This window comes from Leucothrix mucor DSM 2157 (genome assembly GCF_000419525.1).
Lineage (GTDB): Bacteria > Pseudomonadota > Gammaproteobacteria > Thiotrichales > Thiotrichaceae > Leucothrix > Leucothrix mucor.
In genome coordinates this window covers 3,387,597-3,404,646 of the sequence record NZ_ATTE01000001.1, presented here as the reverse complement: position 1 = coordinate 3,404,646, position 17,050 = coordinate 3,387,597, and the positions used below count along the sequence as shown (strand labels likewise).

22 protein-coding genes are annotated in these 17,050 nt (G+C 48.3%); 15 read left to right on the top strand and 7 right to left on the bottom strand.

The genetic code is table 11. The features are described 5' to 3' along the window. Positions 1 to 50: 50 nt before the first annotated feature. Complete coding sequence (locus LEUMU_RS28815) at positions 51 to 275, top strand: hypothetical protein (RefSeq protein WP_157474362.1); 225 nt, start codon at positions 51 to 53, stop codon at positions 273 to 275. Between the two features lie 103 nt (positions 276 to 378). Further along, the gene (locus tag LEUMU_RS0115560; RefSeq protein ID WP_022953219.1) at positions 379 to 804 is read left to right on the top strand and encodes a hypothetical protein; all 426 of its coding nucleotides are present in this window, start codon (positions 379 to 381) and stop codon (positions 802 to 804) included. A gap of 93 nt (positions 805 to 897) precedes the next feature. Here the strand turns inward: LEUMU_RS0115560 and LEUMU_RS0115555 are convergent, their stop codons facing one another. After that, complete coding sequence (locus LEUMU_RS0115555) at positions 898 to 2,319, bottom strand: aminotransferase-like domain-containing protein (RefSeq protein WP_022953218.1); 1,422 nt, start codon at positions 2,317 to 2,319, stop codon at positions 898 to 900. A gap of 164 nt (positions 2,320 to 2,483) precedes the next feature. Here LEUMU_RS0115555 and LEUMU_RS28590 point away from each other — a divergent pair, with 164 nt between their 5' ends. From LEUMU_RS28590 to LEUMU_RS26360, 6 genes are all read left to right on the top strand, one after another. Further along, positions 2,484 to 2,633 (top strand): DUF1127 domain-containing protein, encoded by a 150-nt coding sequence (locus LEUMU_RS28590; RefSeq protein WP_211223034.1) that lies wholly within the window; start codon positions 2,484 to 2,486, stop codon positions 2,631 to 2,633. A gap of 10 nt (positions 2,634 to 2,643) precedes the next feature. Then, on the top strand, positions 2,644 to 3,639 hold the full coding sequence (locus LEUMU_RS0115545; protein WP_022953216.1) for a nucleoside recognition domain-containing protein: 996 nt from the start codon (positions 2,644 to 2,646) through the stop codon (positions 3,637 to 3,639). Positions 3,640 to 3,782: 143 nt separating this feature from the next. Beyond that, entirely contained in the window at positions 3,783 to 4,061 is a 279-nt protein-coding gene (locus LEUMU_RS0115540) for a peptidylprolyl isomerase (protein WP_022953215.1), read from the top strand. A 13-nt stretch (positions 4,062 to 4,074) separates the two neighbouring features. After that, positions 4,075 to 5,118 carry a threonine aldolase family protein gene (locus LEUMU_RS0115535; RefSeq protein WP_022953214.1) on the top strand — a complete coding sequence of 348 codons (1,044 nt, stop codon included), beginning with the start codon at positions 4,075 to 4,077 and terminating at the stop codon, positions 5,116 to 5,118. Positions 5,119 to 5,264: 146 nt separating this feature from the next. Further along, positions 5,265 to 5,846, top strand: a complete 582-nt coding sequence (locus LEUMU_RS0115530) for a TetR/AcrR family transcriptional regulator (RefSeq protein ID WP_022953213.1) — start codon at positions 5,265 to 5,267, stop codon at positions 5,844 to 5,846. Positions 5,847 to 6,095: 249 nt separating this feature from the next. Beyond that, on the top strand, positions 6,096 to 6,566 hold the full coding sequence (locus LEUMU_RS26360) for a MarR family winged helix-turn-helix transcriptional regulator (protein WP_169446443.1): 471 nt from the start codon (positions 6,096 to 6,098) through the stop codon (positions 6,564 to 6,566). On the opposite strand, the gene LEUMU_RS0115520 is transcribed toward LEUMU_RS26360, so the two are convergent. Then, positions 6,532 to 7,419 (bottom strand): LysR substrate-binding domain-containing protein, encoded by an 888-nt coding sequence (locus tag LEUMU_RS0115520; RefSeq protein WP_022953211.1) that lies wholly within the window; start codon positions 7,417 to 7,419, stop codon positions 6,532 to 6,534. The genes LEUMU_RS26360 and LEUMU_RS0115520 overlap by 35 nt on opposite strands. 100 nt (positions 7,420 to 7,519) lie before the next feature. Between LEUMU_RS0115520 and LEUMU_RS28810 the strand changes: the two genes are divergently transcribed. Both LEUMU_RS28810 and LEUMU_RS26355 read left to right on the top strand, forming a co-directional pair. Continuing rightward, a complete protein-coding gene (locus tag LEUMU_RS28810) occupies positions 7,520 to 7,672 on the top strand; it encodes a hypothetical protein (RefSeq protein ID WP_022953210.1) in 153 nt (50 codons plus the stop codon). A gap of 90 nt (positions 7,673 to 7,762) precedes the next feature. Beyond that, on the top strand, positions 7,763 to 8,338 hold the full coding sequence (locus tag LEUMU_RS26355; protein WP_022953209.1) for a 2-hydroxychromene-2-carboxylate isomerase: 576 nt from the start codon (positions 7,763 to 7,765) through the stop codon (positions 8,336 to 8,338). A 324-nt stretch (positions 8,339 to 8,662) separates the two neighbouring features. Here the strand turns inward: LEUMU_RS26355 and LEUMU_RS0115505 are convergent, their stop codons facing one another. The 3 genes from LEUMU_RS0115505 to LEUMU_RS0115490 form a co-directional block, all read right to left on the bottom strand. Further along, positions 8,663 to 9,688, bottom strand: a complete 1,026-nt coding sequence (locus LEUMU_RS0115505; RefSeq protein ID WP_022953208.1) for a zinc-binding alcohol dehydrogenase family protein — start codon at positions 9,686 to 9,688, stop codon at positions 8,663 to 8,665. 342 nt (positions 9,689 to 10,030) lie between these two features. Continuing rightward, on the bottom strand, positions 10,031 to 10,801 hold the full coding sequence (locus LEUMU_RS0115495; RefSeq protein ID WP_022953206.1) for an MBL fold metallo-hydrolase: 771 nt from the start codon (positions 10,799 to 10,801) through the stop codon (positions 10,031 to 10,033). A gap of 27 nt (positions 10,802 to 10,828) precedes the next feature. Continuing rightward, entirely contained in the window at positions 10,829 to 11,320 is a 492-nt protein-coding gene (locus LEUMU_RS0115490) for a PACE efflux transporter (RefSeq protein ID WP_169446440.1), read from the bottom strand. An 87-nt stretch (positions 11,321 to 11,407) separates the two neighbouring features. On the opposite strand from LEUMU_RS0115490, the gene LEUMU_RS0115485 reads away from it, so the two are divergent. The 5 genes from LEUMU_RS0115485 (at position 11,408) to LEUMU_RS0115465 (ending at position 15,613) form a co-directional block, all read left to right on the top strand. Then, positions 11,408 to 12,307, top strand: a complete 900-nt coding sequence (locus LEUMU_RS0115485) for a LysR family transcriptional regulator (RefSeq protein WP_022953204.1) — start codon at positions 11,408 to 11,410, stop codon at positions 12,305 to 12,307. 106 nt (positions 12,308 to 12,413) lie between these two features. Continuing rightward, positions 12,414 to 13,412, top strand: coding sequence for an AAA family ATPase (locus LEUMU_RS0115480; protein WP_022953203.1), 999 nt, complete (start codon positions 12,414 to 12,416; stop codon positions 13,410 to 13,412). After that, positions 13,409 to 13,978 (top strand): hypothetical protein, encoded by a 570-nt coding sequence (locus LEUMU_RS0115475; protein WP_022953202.1) that lies wholly within the window; start codon positions 13,409 to 13,411, stop codon positions 13,976 to 13,978. Before LEUMU_RS0115480 ends, LEUMU_RS0115475 begins: the two co-directional genes overlap by 4 nt. A 5-nt stretch (positions 13,979 to 13,983) precedes the next feature. Then, positions 13,984 to 15,108, top strand: coding sequence for a CobW family GTP-binding protein (locus LEUMU_RS26350; RefSeq protein ID WP_022953201.1), 1,125 nt, complete (start codon positions 13,984 to 13,986; stop codon positions 15,106 to 15,108). A 64-nt stretch (positions 15,109 to 15,172) separates the two neighbouring features. Next, positions 15,173 to 15,613 (top strand): YqaA family protein, encoded by a 441-nt coding sequence (locus tag LEUMU_RS0115465; RefSeq protein ID WP_022953200.1) that lies wholly within the window; start codon positions 15,173 to 15,175, stop codon positions 15,611 to 15,613. On the opposite strand, the gene LEUMU_RS0115460 is transcribed toward LEUMU_RS0115465, so the two are convergent. Continuing rightward, on the bottom strand, positions 15,610 to 16,287 hold the full coding sequence (locus LEUMU_RS0115460) for a DUF2293 domain-containing protein (protein WP_022953199.1): 678 nt from the start codon (positions 16,285 to 16,287) through the stop codon (positions 15,610 to 15,612). The two genes, LEUMU_RS0115465 and LEUMU_RS0115460, sit on opposite strands and share 4 nt — an antisense overlap. Next, positions 16,284 to 16,832: a hypothetical protein gene (locus LEUMU_RS0115455; RefSeq protein ID WP_022953198.1), complete on the bottom strand. Its 549-nt coding sequence runs from the start codon at positions 16,830 to 16,832 to the stop codon at positions 16,284 to 16,286. The genes LEUMU_RS0115460 and LEUMU_RS0115455 overlap by 4 nt, the downstream gene beginning before the upstream one ends. Positions 16,833 to 17,050: the final 218 nt, after the last annotated feature.

Here is a 17,050-nt window from a genome sequence, read left to right as displayed (position 1 = left end):
TATTATGCTATTTTCAAATGCTTGGCGAATAATTGGGGGGGGGGATCATTATGGCGTTTAAGGTTTCCACGAAGGGAGGTCAGACGTACAAAGCATCAGAGGTTGAGCACGTGGGTCCGTTTGTTCAAATGAAGTGTTGGAATGGTGAAATACGGATACCGACGATGGAAGTTGCCAAGATTCAAACAGCGGGAATGCGTGAGGTCAGTGGTTTGCAAGCGTGGCTGATTGTGTTTCTGATCGCGTTGATTGGTTGGTTAATGTTGCTGATCTGATCTTACAAGACGGTCATCTTCTTTGGGACTATTATTAAGATCTCCTGTCGTATAATTGCGGTTGGAGATCTTTTTTATATGAGCTCAGTCAAAAGGAGTTGAGATGACGCTTACTAAACTTAAATCGAAGTGGCAGGCCCATATGGGTGGTTTACTAATCCTATCGGTTGTTGGTGCGGCGAATGCCGGTGATGTGAAAATCGTGGCAGCAGAATTTTCCGGACAAGGCGAAAGCCTGTGGTCGGTCAGTGTTACCCTTGAGCACGAAGACACTGGCTGGGATCATTACGCCGATGCATGGCGTGTGGTCGATGGCGAAGGCAATGTGCTGGGTAATCGCGAATTGCTACACCCGCATGTCGATGAGCAACCCTTTACCCGTAGCCTAAGTGGTATTACCGTGCCGGAGCATGTGCGCAAAGTATTTATCGAAGCCCATGACAAAGTGCATGGCTGGACCAAACGCCGTTTGCTGGTCGATCTGGCTAAAGTCAAAGAAGGCTACTTAAAGGTACTCAGCGACTACTAAATGATGTAATAACCCCATAGAAACGCATTAGAAAAAGCCAGCATGGAAAGGATTCCGGCTGGCTTTTTTATTGGCTAGTGTTTTGAAAATAACCTACAACGGGACTAACTGTCCCCGAAGCAATTCCTTCGCTTCATAGCCAATCAGCTGCATTGCCTGATCCGGAATGGGGCGGGCAAAGTTAATCCGCATGCAATTGCGGTACTTACCGGATGCTGAAAATATCACTCCCGGTGCAATCTGAATTTTATGTTTCTCCAGCCGCCGATTAAGCTCCAGAGTGTCCACATCGCCGGGTAATTCAATCCACAATAAATAAGCGCCTTGTGGTGCACTAATGCGCGTGCCTTCAGGGAAAAACTGCTTGATGGCATGCGTGATTAAATCACGATTGCAGCGGTATTGCTGGCGCATGGTGCGAATATGGCGGTCGTAATAGCCTTGATTGATAAACTCAGCGACGGCCAGTTGGGTGATGGTTGTGGTGGAGGCGGTGCCAATGTATTTCATGTGTTCAACACGTTCTCGATAGCGTCCCGGAGCCAGCCAGCCGACCCGCAATCCTGCCGACAAGGTCTTGGAGAATGAGCTGCACAAGATCACCCGACCTTCCGTATCTAAGGAATGCAGAGTGCAAGGGCGAGGTTGCTTGTAACGCAAATCACCATAAATATCATCCTCGATAATGGGTGTGTTATAGCGCTGAGTCATTTTCAGCAAGCGCAGTTTATTTTCTTCCAACATGGTACTACCGAGCGGATTATTCTCCGTGGGAATCACCATAATCGCTTTAATTGGCCATTGGTCCAACGCCATTTCCAGCGCATCTAAACTCATGCCATCGCTAGGGTGCGAGGGGATTTCCAGTGCTTTTAAATCATGCGCTTTGAGAATTTGCATTAAGCCATAAAAGCCTGGCGATTCGACTGCAATCACATCACCGGGGTTAGTAATCGCTTGCAAGCTAATGGAGAGTGCTTCCTGACAACCCGTGGTCGTTATGATGTCATCGGGGTGTAAGCGTGAGCCGCTATCCACCGTTTGCCGCGCAATCTGCTCGCGTAATTCTTCAGCGCCTTGCAAGGTATCCGGCATGAGCGCCCGCAGGCCTTGATAGCGGCTGATATCCGACATAATGCGTAATAAAGGTTTGAGCGTTGGCCCATGCACATCCGCTACACCGCTGCTGAGGTGCAGAAAACTGCCATCGTCTTTATAGGTGCGTAGGGCGCGGACTTCCCGCCATTGTGAAACCTCCAGAGGGTACTGCGCAGGGCGGCAAGGTTGTGGCATTTCAGCAGGCTTGGCCTGTGCTTTTACATAGCAGCCTGACTTGGCGCGTACCTCGACCCAGTGCTGTTTTTCCAGTAATAACAAGGCTTGTTGAGCAGTCGACACACTCACCGCATGCTCCTTACTAAGCACCCGAATAGAGGGCAGCTTTTCACCAACCTGATAATAACCTTGCTCAATGCGCTCGCGAATTTCGTCGGCTAGTGACTGGTACAGTTTCATGATTTTTTACCAAAGTAGAGATGAAAGCAGTACAGATCTATTCAAATAAGCACGAGACAGTTATTATTGATTTAATCTGTACTGTTCAATTAATCATTTTTTAAATCTGTTTGCAAATCTTATCGGACGCTAAGCTTTTCCTACACCGAAACAGGAGAATGATTATGAAGCGTTTAATCGACTTTGTTCAGCACACCAGAGAGCGCCAACGGACTCGCAAGCAACTGCTGAATTTGCCCGTTGAGCAATTAAGAGATTTAGCCATTTCACCGCAAGATGCCCAGCGGGAAGGGCGTAAGCACTTTTGGGAGTGAGGAAGACCACATGCAAGCCATAGCCTATAGCAAACAGTTTTTACATGAGCTGATTCTGGATATTTACCGCGTCTGCTTAACACTGTTTAAGATCATGATCCCTGCGGTGATTCTGATCAAAATTGCTGAAGAGCTGGGTGGCATTGAGTGGCTTGGCCATGCGGTTGGGCCATTAATGGAAAGCTTGGGCCTCTCAGAAAGCACCGGCTTGGTACTGGCAACCACGATGGCGGTGAATATTTACGGTGGCTTTGTGGTCATGGCCGACCTTGGTTTAGAAGGCGGCATGAGCATTGCGCAAGCCACCGTACTCGGCAGCCTTATGTTGATGATGCATGGCTTGCCGGTTGAGGTTGCGATTGCTAAAAAAGCGGGTGTGAATGTCTGGGTGATCCTATTGGTTCGCTTGGGTGGTGGTTTGCTATTCGCTTCGATGCTGCATCAGCTGTATGAGACGGGTGACTTGCTGCAAGGGCCTGCGATCAATCTAGTACAGATGGATGCACAGCCTGTGACAGGATTGTGGGGTTGGGCCTTGAGCCAGTTGCAAAGCTTTGCGGTGATTATTGTCGTGATTGCGGTCTTACTATTTGTACTTAAAGTGTTGAGAGTACTGGGCATTGAGCGCCTGATGGCGATTATGCTTAGCCCCTTATTACGCTTGCTGGGCATCGGTAAAGAAGCGACGAGTTTTGCGATTATTGGGATTACCTTGGGCTTGTCATTTGGTGGCGGTTTACTCATTAATGAAGCAAAGAAAGGCCATATTAAAGCGCGTGATATTTTTACGACGATTGTATTGCTGAGCCTGTTGCACTCGCTGATTGAAGATACCTTGCTGATTTTGCTAATTGGTGCGGATTTCCACAGTATTTTCTGGGGGCGTTTATTGTTTTCAGTGGCGCTAGTGGCATTGCTGGCCCGTGGGTTGAGATTTGTGGATGAGATGACCTGCCAGCGTTGGTTTTATCGCTCGGTTGCCATGCCGGATGCTGTGAAGTCTTAAGTTAGAGGTCTACAAAACATTACGTATTAGGTTATGTTTTGTAGACCTTGTTGTTGCGGATAACGCTTAGCTAAAGAACGGACGATTGGTAACCCCAAAATGTGATAGCGTATCGCTCATTGTAAATTTACCGCGAGACAATCATGCCATTAGCCTGTGCCAGACATATTCTAGTTAAAACCAAAGAGCAAGCCGACACCCTCAAGCAGCAGCTTGCCAACGGATCAGACTTTGCTACCCTAGCCAAAAAACATTCCACTTGCAGCAGCGCCAAAAGCGGTGGTGACTTGGGTGAATTCGCCCCCGGAAAAATGGTTAAAGCCTTCGATGATGTGGTCTTCAAAAAGCCAGTACTTACCGTGCATGGCCCAGTAAAAACTAAGTTTGGCTACCATCTGATTCAAACCATCTACCGGACTTAAGCGCGGAGCCACCATGAGTAAATACAGTTTTCTGGATGACTACAGCGAAGGCTGCCACCCGAACATTCTCAAGGCGATGGCCGAGACCAATATGGCTCAGCAAACCGCGTATGGAAATGATGAATACTCCGCTCAGGCGCGCGATGCGATTCGTGCTCACTTGGGTGAAAACTACAGTGATGCGGCGGTGTATTTTGTCGCCAGTGGCACGCTCGCAAACTTGATCATATTGGCCAGTGCGCTGCGAGCGCATGAGTCGGTGATTGCGGTGAGTAGTGGGCATATCGAGCTGCGCGAGACCGGTGCGATTGAGGCGACGGGCCATAAGATTCTGACCACGCCACCGGTGGATGGCAAGCTCACGGTCGTGGGGCTGAAGTCGGTATTAGCCAGTAATTCGCACTTTCCTCACATGACGCGCCCGCGAGTGGTGTATATCTCCAATGCCACTGAAACCGGCACGATTTATACCAAAGCCGAGCTGCAAGCGCTGTCCGAAGTCTGCAAAGCGAATAATCTGCTGTTGATGTTGGATGGTGCACGACTGGCCACAGCGCTCACCGCTGAGCGCAATGATTTAAGCCTGCAAGATATTGCCGAGCTAACCGATATTTTCTGGCTGGGTGGCACTAAAACCGGTGCGTTATTGGGTGAAGCAATTGTTATTCCCAATCCACAGTTGGCGATTGATTTTGACTTTCATATCAAACAGCGTGGCGCATTGCTGGCTAAAGGGCGTCTGCTTGGCCTGCAGTTTTCGGAGCTATTTAAAAATGACCTGATCTTTGAGTTAGCGACCACCGCGAACCGTCTTGCGCAAAAGCTCGCTAAAGCGGTCAGCGATAATGGCTATACGCTGGCAGCCGATACTGAAAGTAATCAGATCTTCCCGATCCTGCCCAATATATTGATCGAACACTTACAACAACAGTTTGCATTTTACGTGTGGGAAAAGCTGGATGATCAGCAATCCGTGATTCGTTTAGTCACCTCGTGGGCAACGGATGAAGCACAGGTAGATGCCTTTATTGAAGCGCTGTCGATTGAAGCAAAATAAGCGCTAACCGTAGCCGAGAAGTATTGATAGCGCCGCGCTGAATGTCGGGCGTGGCGCTATGCCTGCACTGCCAGCAGGCCTTTTGCATCAATCGCTTCGGAGTGTGCTAATCTCATTACCAGTTCACACTTGCTAACGAGTCCATCATGCCTTGGGAAAAATCCTTTAACGAAGACGACGCGCTTGCCAAAGCGATGCTGGTGTTTTGGGAAAAAGGCTATGCTTCGGCGTCGATGGCTGATTTGATTGAAGAAATGGGCATCACGCGCGGCAGTCTCTACAATGCCTTTGGTGGTAAAGAGCAACTCTTTATTCGATCGCTGCAAAAGTATGATCGGGACAGTCGTCGCGCCATGCTAGCCCAGTTAGAAGTGATGGATGACCCCAAGCGTGCGATCACCACATTCTTCGATAATATCATTCGTGAAGCCATTAGCGATCCTCGCAAAAAAGGCTGCTTCCTGATTAATACCGCCTCTGAGCTTGAGGTGCATGGCGCTGAAGTGAATCAGGTTATCCGCGAGGGAATGGGCGAGCTTGATGCCTTTTTTCAGCGCAGTATTGAGCTGGCTCAAGTACGTAAACAACTCCCTGAGCACCTCAACCCCCAAGCGACTGCCAAAGGTTTATCGGCTATGGTTGTTGCCATGCGTGTGTTGGGTCGTGGTGCGTTTGATGAAGCGTCACTTCGTACAATCGCGGATCAGGCACTGCGCCTGTTGAGGTGATCGTAACGTTTTGATGGAATCCCCGTACCAGAAATGACCGATAGCGTGGTATAGGCTGCGGCATCTGCTGTGTACAATCAAATAGTTAGCTCCCGTTGCTGCGACAGACACTAATAGTGGCCATTAGAAATTAGGATTTTTAGTGGAGATCATTAGATGACCTCTCGTGATCGCGTGCTTTTGTGCGAAGATTCATTTTTTCAAAGCGATGGTTGGCCCGTCAATCATAAGCAAATTATGGCTCAGACTATGAAACCCAAAAATCCATTGATGCACCAACTCAATACCGCTCGCCACTGCATGATGAAGGCCTTAGATGCCCAAAGTCAGGCGAAGCTGGGCGTTTCGGTGGTGCAACTCTCCGCACTGAATGTATTGCAGGAGCAAAATGGTTGCCTGATGAAAGACATGGCCAACTCACTCATGCTGGATAAGTCGGCGGTTACCGGTCTTGCCAGACGCATGGAAACCAATGGCCTTATTACCAAGTCGGCCTGCAGTAATGATTCGCGAGGCGTGCGCATGGAAATTAGCGAGCAGGGCCGTCGCGTATTAGCGGAGGGTTGTGGCTTGTTGGCAGGCGTGAATGAGACTGTGAGTGTCGGCTTTAGTGAGCAGGAGTTGGATACGGTGTCGCGCTTTTTGCAGCATGTTACCGAGACTTTTTCTCCCGAGTCGCCAGAGCCTAAAGCGCAATCTGCTGGCAAAGCCAATCCCTGAAGCGTTGCAGCGAGGGCAAGCCCTTCGCTGAGTGTGGCGCGACCAGATAATAGCCATTTCCCCCCACCAACACATTGTCGCTGGCAATGCTCAGGCGGCCGGATTCAATATCTTGCTGGATAAACTTTTTATCCGTCAGGCCAATGCTATCGCCTGACTGGATCACCTCAATCATTTGCGCCGAGTTTTGTACCTGCAATTTCACGCTATTGTTGGATGAATCTTGAATACCCGCCGACTCAAACCACTCCGTCCATAAGCCTGGCATCGAGGCATTTTGAACCAGCGTGTAATCCACCAATTGCTCAGGGCGCAGTAAGCCGCCATTTCTCTCGATAAGGCTAGGGTGGCAGACCGGTGCGATCTCCAGATCAAGCAACCTCAGTATGTCGAGATCGGCCCAGTTGCCATTGCCGATTCGGATTGAGGCATCCAGCGCATCGGTTTGAAAATCCATCATCTCAGTCGTCACAATCACCGATAAATTAATCTCAGGATGCGTTGAGTAGAAGTCTTTTAAGCGCGGCAACAGCCAGCCTGTGCCAAAGATCGGCGCGACGGATAGGGATAAAGTGTTGTCCTCCAAACCCCGTAAAGCTTTGCGGCTGGCTTCATGCAGTTGCTTGATCGGCGTTTTAATATCTGCAAATAGCAGCTCACCTTTGGCCGTTAGCCGAACGCCCTTATCAAGCCGGTCAAACAGCTTGTATCCCAGTACTTTTTCAAGGTTACGAATCTGGTGGCTAACGGCTGACGGTGTCACATACAGCGACTCCGCTGCCTCCTGAAAGCTTAAGTATTCCGCAGCCGAGGCAAAGGTACTGAGATTATTGAGTGGTAGGCGTGATTGCATACAGATGAGGATATCTCATGTGAGCAAAGAGATTAAGTCCTTTGAATGATTTTTTTCAGGGGCCTATGATTCACCCATACACCCAAACAGAGGTTACAAAATGACTAAGTTAAATAGTACAGACGTTAGCATTAACCGCACTGGTAGTGGTTCTATTGATTATCGCTACTACGAGAATCGTGCCAGAGATATTCGTGGTACGGAAGTGCTTAAGTCAATGAAGAGCCTGTTCTCAGGCAAGAAAAATTCATGAGTCTCCGCATTAGCGGGGTGTAAATGATTGCATCCCGCTAACGTTTCAGGTCAGATAAGCAACTTATCTATCCGGCAATGAGACTGAAGCATGAAAAATGTAGATTACTACTTTTGTTTAAACTCCCCCTGGTCACGTTACGCCTCAATTCAGCTGCTTAAACTACAGGCTGACTTGGACCTCAATTTACACCTCAAACCCATCAATATTATGCGCCTGTTTTCAGAAATCGGTATCTTACCGGTCGGCCAGCGCACGCCTGCGATGCAGCAATATCGCTTAGATGAGTTGGCGCGTTGGAGCAAACGACTCGCGCTGCCGATTAATCTGAAGCCCGCTTTTTTCCCTTGTGACGAATCCAAAGCAGACGCCATCGTACTGAGCGCTGAGCAGCAAAAAGGCTTAGGCTTAGAAGCCGCAGCAGCCTTAAGTAGCGCGCTGTGGGCGGATGAAGCCAACCTTGCTGACCCTGAATTTATTGAGGCGCAAATTGCAAAGTATGGGTTGACTGAAGTGATGGGCGCGGATGAGTGCCGCGAGATCGTCGAAGCCAATACGGATGAGTTGATTGAGCGCAACGGAATTGGTGTGCCGACCTGCTATGTGGGCGATCAAATGTTCTTCGGGCAGGATCGACTGGATTTTGTGGTTGATGCATTGCGCTAAGCGATAAGCCTAACTACTTATTCAAGCCTACTCTGATCGACCGGAGTAGGCTTTTTTAATTCAGTCTGGACATTTTCTAGCAAGGCGCTTCGCCAGCAGCCGATGCAACCAGATCAATCTTCCACATCCCAGTTTCAAGTAGCAAGCTTGCTTTCAAATTATTAACACGTCCATTTGAACCACAGGCAGAACCGTGCAAATTTGAAGTTGTACTTCAAATTTGCACGGACTTTGTATAAAACACGGTCAAAAAAAGGGCCAACCACAAAGTGATTAGCCCAAAGTCGTACCTTAGTACGAGAAACTTTAAATCTTTAGTTCAGCTTAGAAGCCTTCTAATACGATCTTGCCAATGGCGCGGCCTTCTTCCAGTGAAGCATGTGCAGCGCGCAGGTTTTCAGCGTTGATTGTGCCCATGTGCTGGCCCAGAGTCGTCTTGATGTGACCTTGATCAATCAAGTCTGCAACGTGGTTCAACAAGCGGCTTTGTTCGATCATATCGGCTGCGTTAAACATAGAGCGTGCAAACATGAATTCCCAATGCAGCGATAAGCTCTTCATTTTTAGCTTAGTAATATCCAAGCTCTCAGGGTCATCGATCATCGCAATCTTACCGAATGGTGCCAGTACTTCGGTGTAGCTTTCGAAGTAGCTATCGGTGCTGTTCAAACTAGCAACGTGAGTCACTGCGCCAATGCCGAGTGCTTCAATTTGAGCAGTCAGTGGCTTGGTGTGATCAACGATGTAGTCTGCGCCTAAGTTCTTGACCCATTCTGCTGAGCTTTCACGTGAAGCCGTCCCGATAACGGTTGCGCCAGTGATCGCTTTAGCCAGTTGAACCAAGATAGAGCCAACGCCGCCAGCTGCACCGGTTACCAGAATCACTTCGTCTGATTTTGTCTTTGTATCCGGGCTTTGCTTGGCAATTTGTAGGTGTTCAAACAAAATTTCATAGGCAGTAATTGCAGTCAAAGGAAGCGCTGCGGCTTCTGCATCGCTCAAGCTCTTTGGCTTGTTACCGACAATGCGCTCATCCACTAACTGGAATTCTGCGTTGCTACCAGGGCGAGTGATGTCGCCAGCGTAATACACGATATCGCCTGCTTTGAAGTTAGTCACTTCATCGCCAGTGGCAATCACTTCACCGACCGCATCCCAACCAATGACTTTGGTCTCGCCCTCAGCCGGTGGCATGTATAAACGTACTTTCCAATCCGCTGGGTTTACGGCAATCGCTTTCACTTTAACCAGCAAATCGCGGCCTGTTGCCGTTGGTTGTGGCATTTCGAAATCAATTAATGATTCAACGTTTGTAACCGGTAATGACTGTGTATATCCAATGGCTTTCATGTGTACTCTCCAACAAAATGTGTTCCCCGTGAGGGGTGTGTTCCGCTAGTGCTTAGGTCAGCCTGGCGACTTGATGGAGTGAATCATAGGCTTCAATGAGTGTTAGATAAACGGGCTAATCGGATAAACATTTTCAATGAAAACTATATAATGCATGTTTAGATGGTCTGATTATTATGGTCGAGGCTATAAACGACGTGAGCCAAAATAAAGGAGTCAGATGGCTATCGAACGGATTGCACACCGCGTAACGCACGGCTCACTTGTGCGGAACACAGCTCAATATCATCTTGTTGATCAAGCTGCGCGTCGTCGTCATCGAGGAAAGTCTTCTGCGCCACATTAACTCCGTGAGTTGATGTATTGCAGTGCCAATTCACGCAAGCGTTTGCGGTCAAAGCTAGGATCATGTCCAGCATGAACCACCTTCACTGGCAAATTCATCAGCCGTTCCATGCTTTTAATATAACGCTCGACATCACTTTCGGGGAGTTCATCTAACAAAGGACCATCGTAGATCGTATCACCAGAAAACAAGGTGCCGGTGCTGGCTTCCCATAGGCCTACTCCGCCGGGAGAATGCCCCGGAAGGTGCAATACCTCGAACTGACGATTACCAAGATCAATCACATCGCCTTCGTCGATTAGCCATGTGGGCTGGGCAGCCGTCTGTTGCCAGCTATCGACTGGGAAATTTTCGCTGGGCAGCGCAGTGATCAAATACTCACTGGTCAAGCCATAACCGACCCGATCAAGGTAACGCAATTCATCGTCAGGAATACTATCAACACGCAAGGAGCTTAGCGCTTCCGAAGTGAACTCGGCTTTCTCAGCGGGGTGCGCCGCGCGATGTTCGAATTCATGAAAGCAGCCGGTGTGGTCGTTGTGCGAATGCGTCGCTAGTGCGATCGTTTGGTGCCCAAACAAGTCGGTCACTGCCTCGCGTAAGCTACATATCCCCAGCCCTGAATCGACCAGTAAGTCACGATCACGGCCACGAATATGCCAGATGTTGCAGCGAAGGAGTGGCACCACATGGGGTTCCCACAGTAGCGTGATGTCCTCATCAACCTTGCGGCGTTCGTACCAGTTTTCTGCAATTTTTAACGGCATTATTAATCTTCCCTATTGTTTTTAAGATCATCCAATATTCGTTTGAACTGAAGCGCTTGGCTGTAGTATCGGAAAACATTTGTCATACAAGAGTGTAAAAAAGAAGGTATACACTACGACGAAACTCATCATTCCAAGATCCAGTAGCACGGTTTCCCACAATGACATCCCCAACCACCACATCATGATTGGCAGAGAGGTGAGCAGCAGAATAGTCTCAAACCCGATAGCATGGATAGCGCGACCAAGCAGTGTTCGTTCCGTAGGAATTCGTCCGTGACGGGCATCGACACGGTCGTAAATGTTGTTGTATATCAGGTTGATGATCAGTGCCTTAGTACTCAAAACTGCAGCCAATGCGACAGTATCCGTTGCAGCCCGCTCAAAAAGATACGACAGTGCAACGCCAAAGGTTGCGACCAGTACCAGTTCAAACATGACGGCGTAACGAAGACGATCCCAACCGCTACGAATAACAATCTTATTGCTCATTTTGATTTCCAGAGTAAAAAGTAACAAACGAACGCAGAGCATTAACGATGTTGTGAATATATTAAAATTAGATATCATCGACATTATCGATACTTTATCTCAGAGACTATTCGCATGATCAGCCTGGACCAACTTGAAGCGTTTATTGCTGCGGCGGAAAAAGGGTCTTTCTCTGCCGCCGCGAGACACCTTGGAAAAGTGCAATCGACAATCAGTAATGCGGTGATTAATTTAGAGCTTGAAACCAACTTGCAGCTCTTTGACCGCAGCCAGCGGAGCCCTACATTAACGCCAGCGGGCAGGGCGCTCATTGACGATGCGAAAAACGTTATCAAGAGCCACTATGAATTTGTTGCGCATGCCTCTTCGCTCACGAGCTTGTCAGAAACACACCTGTGCTTGGCGATTGAGCAAAGCACTTGGAATACCGCACTAGAGTCGATACTCGAAGAATTTGAACAGAAATACCCTTATATAACCTTGGAGCTCTTGGACCCCGGAGCAGGGGATGTTGCTGAGTTGGTACGGGAAGGTCGAGCGAATATCGGGTTGATGATTGCTCAAGATATCGCGCCAGCTGGGATCAATTATCAAGGGATTGGGCATTCCACTTTGCAAGCGGTGTGCGCCCCAGAGCATCCGCTTACCAAACTTCAACCGGTTAAAGAATCTCATTTACGACACTATCGGCAGCTGATTACCCACAGCCGTAGCCAAAGCGAGACGGTCTATGAGCGCAGAAAACAGAGCGCTAGGGTTTGGCTATTGGAAAGCCCTCACGTAACGGTTGACCTTGTGGTAAAAGGCTTGGGGTGGTCACTGCTGAGTCAGGTTGTGATTGCTGAAAAACTGTCGAAAGGTGAGCTTGTGTGCTTGGAACTTTCCTTTGAAAAAGCGCATATTCTTCAAGGCGTTGATGTTGTCTGGTCGCAAACTCAGCACTTAGATGCCGCTGGAAACTGGATGCTTGAGCAGTTGCAAGATCTGGTTATGGCTACGATAGAGGGACGGTAATACGACATACTCGCTCACAGTTAGTTTAGTTACACCCCTTGTCGAGCTCTGTTAAAATATCGGTACGACACTTATTTCAGTGGCTTACGTTTAGGATCACTCAATCATGCCAGAACATTTTGCAAACTATATAAGAATTGGCCGTTACAAGTGCTTTGAAAACTTCTCTGTGGATGGGCTGAAGCGAGTTAATCTGATTTCAGGTAAGAATAATGTTGGTAAAACGGCGTTGATGGAGGCGATGTATGTCACTTCACTTGCAAAGGATGTTCCTCATTTATTCGCTAGCTTTTGGTTGCTTCATCAAAATCGGAATAGAGCAGAAAGTGTTGAGCAAGCGCTAACCGATGATGATCTTGTAGCTCATATTAAACAACATTCGGAGCTTATTAACTGTAAAACGAATTTGAATGATGTGTCTTTCGAGTATCAAAAACCAAAGCTTGAAAAGTTGTATATTTGCCGGATCAATGACAGAGAAACAGTTTTCACAGAAGGTGAAGTAAATATCGCTTCAATCATCAAAAGTATGAAGGCCATTGATGACGCTAGTTTCATCCCAAATGTTCGGGATAGTCAGGCAGACATCATTTTTGCTTATGCACGTGTACAAGAAAAAGACCGTGAATCAGACGTGAATGCATTTGTCACGCGCTTCGATGATTCCATTGAAAACGTCAAAGTGATTGGTGACGCCGTTCAATGCAAAGTGCCATCACGGGATGGTGGTTTTGAATACCGATCTTTGAATGAGTTCGGCGATGGCCTGAGGCATTACCTATCCGTTATTACGGAGTTATTTGCAGCTGAAAATACGTATATCTTCATCGATGAACTAGACAACGGCATCCACTACACGCTTCTAGATCAGCTTTGGGAAATCATTCTAACGCTCTCAAAGGAACTCAATGTTCAGGTGTTTGCAACCACACACTCGAAGGAATGCATCGAGTCTTATTGCCGTGTCGCCAAAAAGTTAGATGAGCGGGAGGTGAGTTTAATTACCTTGGTGAAAAACAAGTCTCAGCAGATTAAGGCAATCGTTCGTGACTTTGACATGCTAACCGATAGCATTGACGACAATCGCGAGGTACGTGGCTGGTGAAAGTAGCAATTCTGCATGAGGGCACGGAAGACTTTGAGTTAATGAAGCAGCTAGCGAATAGCCTTGGATATGATTTTGATGGGATGGTTGAACCCTATAAAATCGGCAGAAAAAGTAATTTTTTCAAGGCTGGTAACACTGATTATCGGGAGCTTATCCAGCAAATTGAAGCGGATCAAATTGATAAGGTACTGTTTGTATTAGATGCCGATGATCCTGCCAATGACCGAATTTATGGCGGATATGAAAACACACAAAAAGCGCTGAACACTATAATTGATGAGTTAGTTTTGGGGTCTATTGCTCAATCCTTTATCTGCTGTAATCCTGAGACGAAGCTGGGCAATGTTGAATCTTTGTTACTGTCCACGTTGGATGATGAGAAGAAGGCCTGTATCGAACATTTTCTGAAGTGCTCCGAGTTTGGTGCGCCAGATGATGCTAAAGCCGTGCTCAATAGCATTTATCAAAAAGGTTTCCCGAGAGCGCCCTACAACTATGACCACGAAAACTTTGATGAGCTGAAAGAGAAGTTAGGCTGGTTGCTAACACCATCGACTTACTAATTACTATGCCCAATACCACTCCACAAACAGACAACCCCGCCGAAACCCGAATCCCCGTTACAGTCCTAACCGGCTTTTTAGGCAGCGGCAAAACCACGCTACTCAACAACCTACTACAGCCATCATTCTGGGAAGGCCGCTCGCAAACTCCGCCACTAACTGCGGTGATTATGAACGAGTTTGGCAGTGTCGGGATTGATCACCAATTGCTTGAAAAGATTGATGTGCCGATAGCATTGCTCAATGGTGGTTGTGTCTGCTGCGAGATTCAGGGAACACTCCTGCCTACTCTGAAAAACCTATGGATGGGAAGAGCCAGCGGTGTGGTGCCTCACTATGAGCGCATTATTATTGAAACCACCGGCGTGGCTGACCCAACCTCCATCATGGAGACATTACTCAACTCTAGCTGGGCTGCGCGTCGGTTGTACTTGGATGGCGTCGTGACCACGGTGGATGCGGTGTTTGCCGATCAGCAACTGGATGAAAATTTTGAAGCGGTGCGACAGGTCGCGACGGCTGATCGCTTGTTGCTAACCAAAACTGATCTTGCCGATGAGGCCATGGTGGCTCAACTCAAAGCGCGCCTGAATCAGTTAAACCCAGCGGCAAAGATTGTTCCCGTGCTGCATGGTGACGTAGACCCTGCCAATGTTTACAAACTACGTGCCTATCATCAGTCGCAACCCACTGAGACTAAGCAATGGCTGGCTGCCGATAAATTCCGTGCGATTACACCCGTAGCAGCGCCGCAGCATACCGGAATTCGTAACCCCAAATCGACGGCGTCACCCGGTGTCGATGGGCGTATTCGTAGTTTTTCCCTTATCTTTGATCAGCCGTTAGTGTGGCGAGATATTACCGATGCCATGACCGCGATGAATCTTTCCTGCGGCCCTAATCTGCTGCGCATGAAAGGGATTGTGAATCTACAGGAATCTCCCGATCAGCCGATGGTACTGCATGGCGTTCAGCACTTGTTTTACCCACCGGTTAAGTTGGCTGAGTGGCCAGATGACGACCATCGCAGTCGCTTTGTTTTTATTACGGCGGATCTCGATGAAACCGTGATTAGTAGCCTGCTAAAAGCGTTTACTCAAATCGTTAGTCAGTCCAGTGCTGAACAATGACCGGTTTAATATCTCCCCAGAAAGCGGTGTCGAATAACCGCAGCCTCCCGAGCTGCTAAGCATCATGGAATACTTCACAGAACTCGGCACGCTTGGCCTTTTCATCTCGGCATTTTTAGCGGCGACGATTTTACCCTTAAGCTCCGAACTTGTTTTAAGCGCCTTACTGCTAAGTGGTTTGTCACCCACTGTGCTGGTAATCGTCGCTACAGCCGGCAATGTGTTGGGCTCACTAACAAACTATGCCCTCGGTTACTGGGGTGGCATGGTTGTCGTGAAAAAGTGGTTAAAGATGTCGGAAGCTGATTTCCTGCGAGCAGAACAGCGCTTTAAGAAATACGGCATGCTCTCCTTATGCTTTGCTTGGGTGCCAATCATTGGTGACCCACTCACCGTAATCGCGGGTGTATTACGGATTCGTCTGCACTGGTTTCTTTTATTGGTGACCGCAGGGAAATTACTGCGGTACATCGTCATCAGTTATATGGTCTTGCAAGTCAATTAGTCAGTCTTTAAGGCTGCAGCCAACGGGCAGTTCTGAGGCCTTTCAGCGCCATTGCGATAGTCATTGAGTAATTGCTTGGAGCGCTTCGCCAATTGCTTACGGACTTCGCGGCGCTGCCCTTTAACGCGTGGAATCACCATATCGTCATAGGCCGTCGTCTGGTGCCGCATCCAAGCAATGGTCGCCGCTTCTGCGCGTTGCTCGATTGAAATCCGTTTGGTGCGTGCAACCGTTCCACTGCCAACCGGCGTGGCATGGTCAGCAATTTGTTTAGCCATCTCCACCGCAAGCGCAGCGTAAGCTGGTGCGAAAGATAAATAATCACGGACAGAGCTTCCAAAATCAGCAGCATAGGCGACTTGTTCTTTTTCGCGCCGCGCTCGACCCGCATCGAGTTTCTTTTGATAAGACGGATCGAGGCGTTCTTGCTCCAGTTCAGCGCGTAGCGCGGCGATTCTATCAGCTGGGGCCCAAATGCCTTTCGAGAAAAGTCGCCGGCCTTTTTTCTCTTTCATAGTCCAAGTTGGGCCGTCTTTCTTAATCCGTCGGCTCAGCGCCGCATCGCCGGGTTCAAGTAGCGCCCAAGTATCGGGGACTTTGATCGTTTCGCCCTTGGCATTAACAACGTGTCTTAGTTTAGGGGAGGGGCTGACATCCAACGTTTCAGTACTCATGTTAGGTCCGCACTAATTAAACGATCATAGTTGTCGTCGTTAAAGCGCATTTCTTCGCCGGTTTTAACATCGAATAACGAGCGATCCACCGTTGTAAGTTTGCCGAGGTACACATGAATGGCGCAGGAGTCTGTGTCGCCATCACGAGCAACGGAATGAATAGCGGTCGGACCGACCTGTAATACATCACCCGCCTTGACAACGATTTCGGTTTTTTTATCAATGCCACCGGCATCATTCCTCACCCACATGGCATTACGTTCAGCACCTTGGTAAACAGCTATAGTCGGAACCATCTGATGATCGTGGGGCGGTACTGATTGACCTGCCACAAACCGGCAATGCCAGATCGAGACCGTGTCATCCTCGAATAAAATGACATCATCTTCCTCAAATGTTGGTATCGTCTCGCTGACCCATTGGGGATCTTCTACCGTACCTTTCAGGATGGACTTCACCCGTGCTCTGGCATCAGTCTGCAGTGCAGCTTCTTTCAAATCCTCAACCAGTGAGTCAAGGTTAAAGGGTGCTAATTTCTCTTTCATCTTATTCACCTCGTGTGATTTCGGAACCAACTGTTATATAGGCTTGCTCGACATCCTTTTTGGCAATGGCTTCAACAATACTTAATTGAATCTCATTGTAAACACTACTCTTACTATCAGAGCTTTCCCCGAAACTATCAGAGCTACTATCCAAACTATCAGAGCTCTCCCCCCTCAGTACCAAGTGGAACTTCCGCCGACTACTAAAGTGTTTTGAT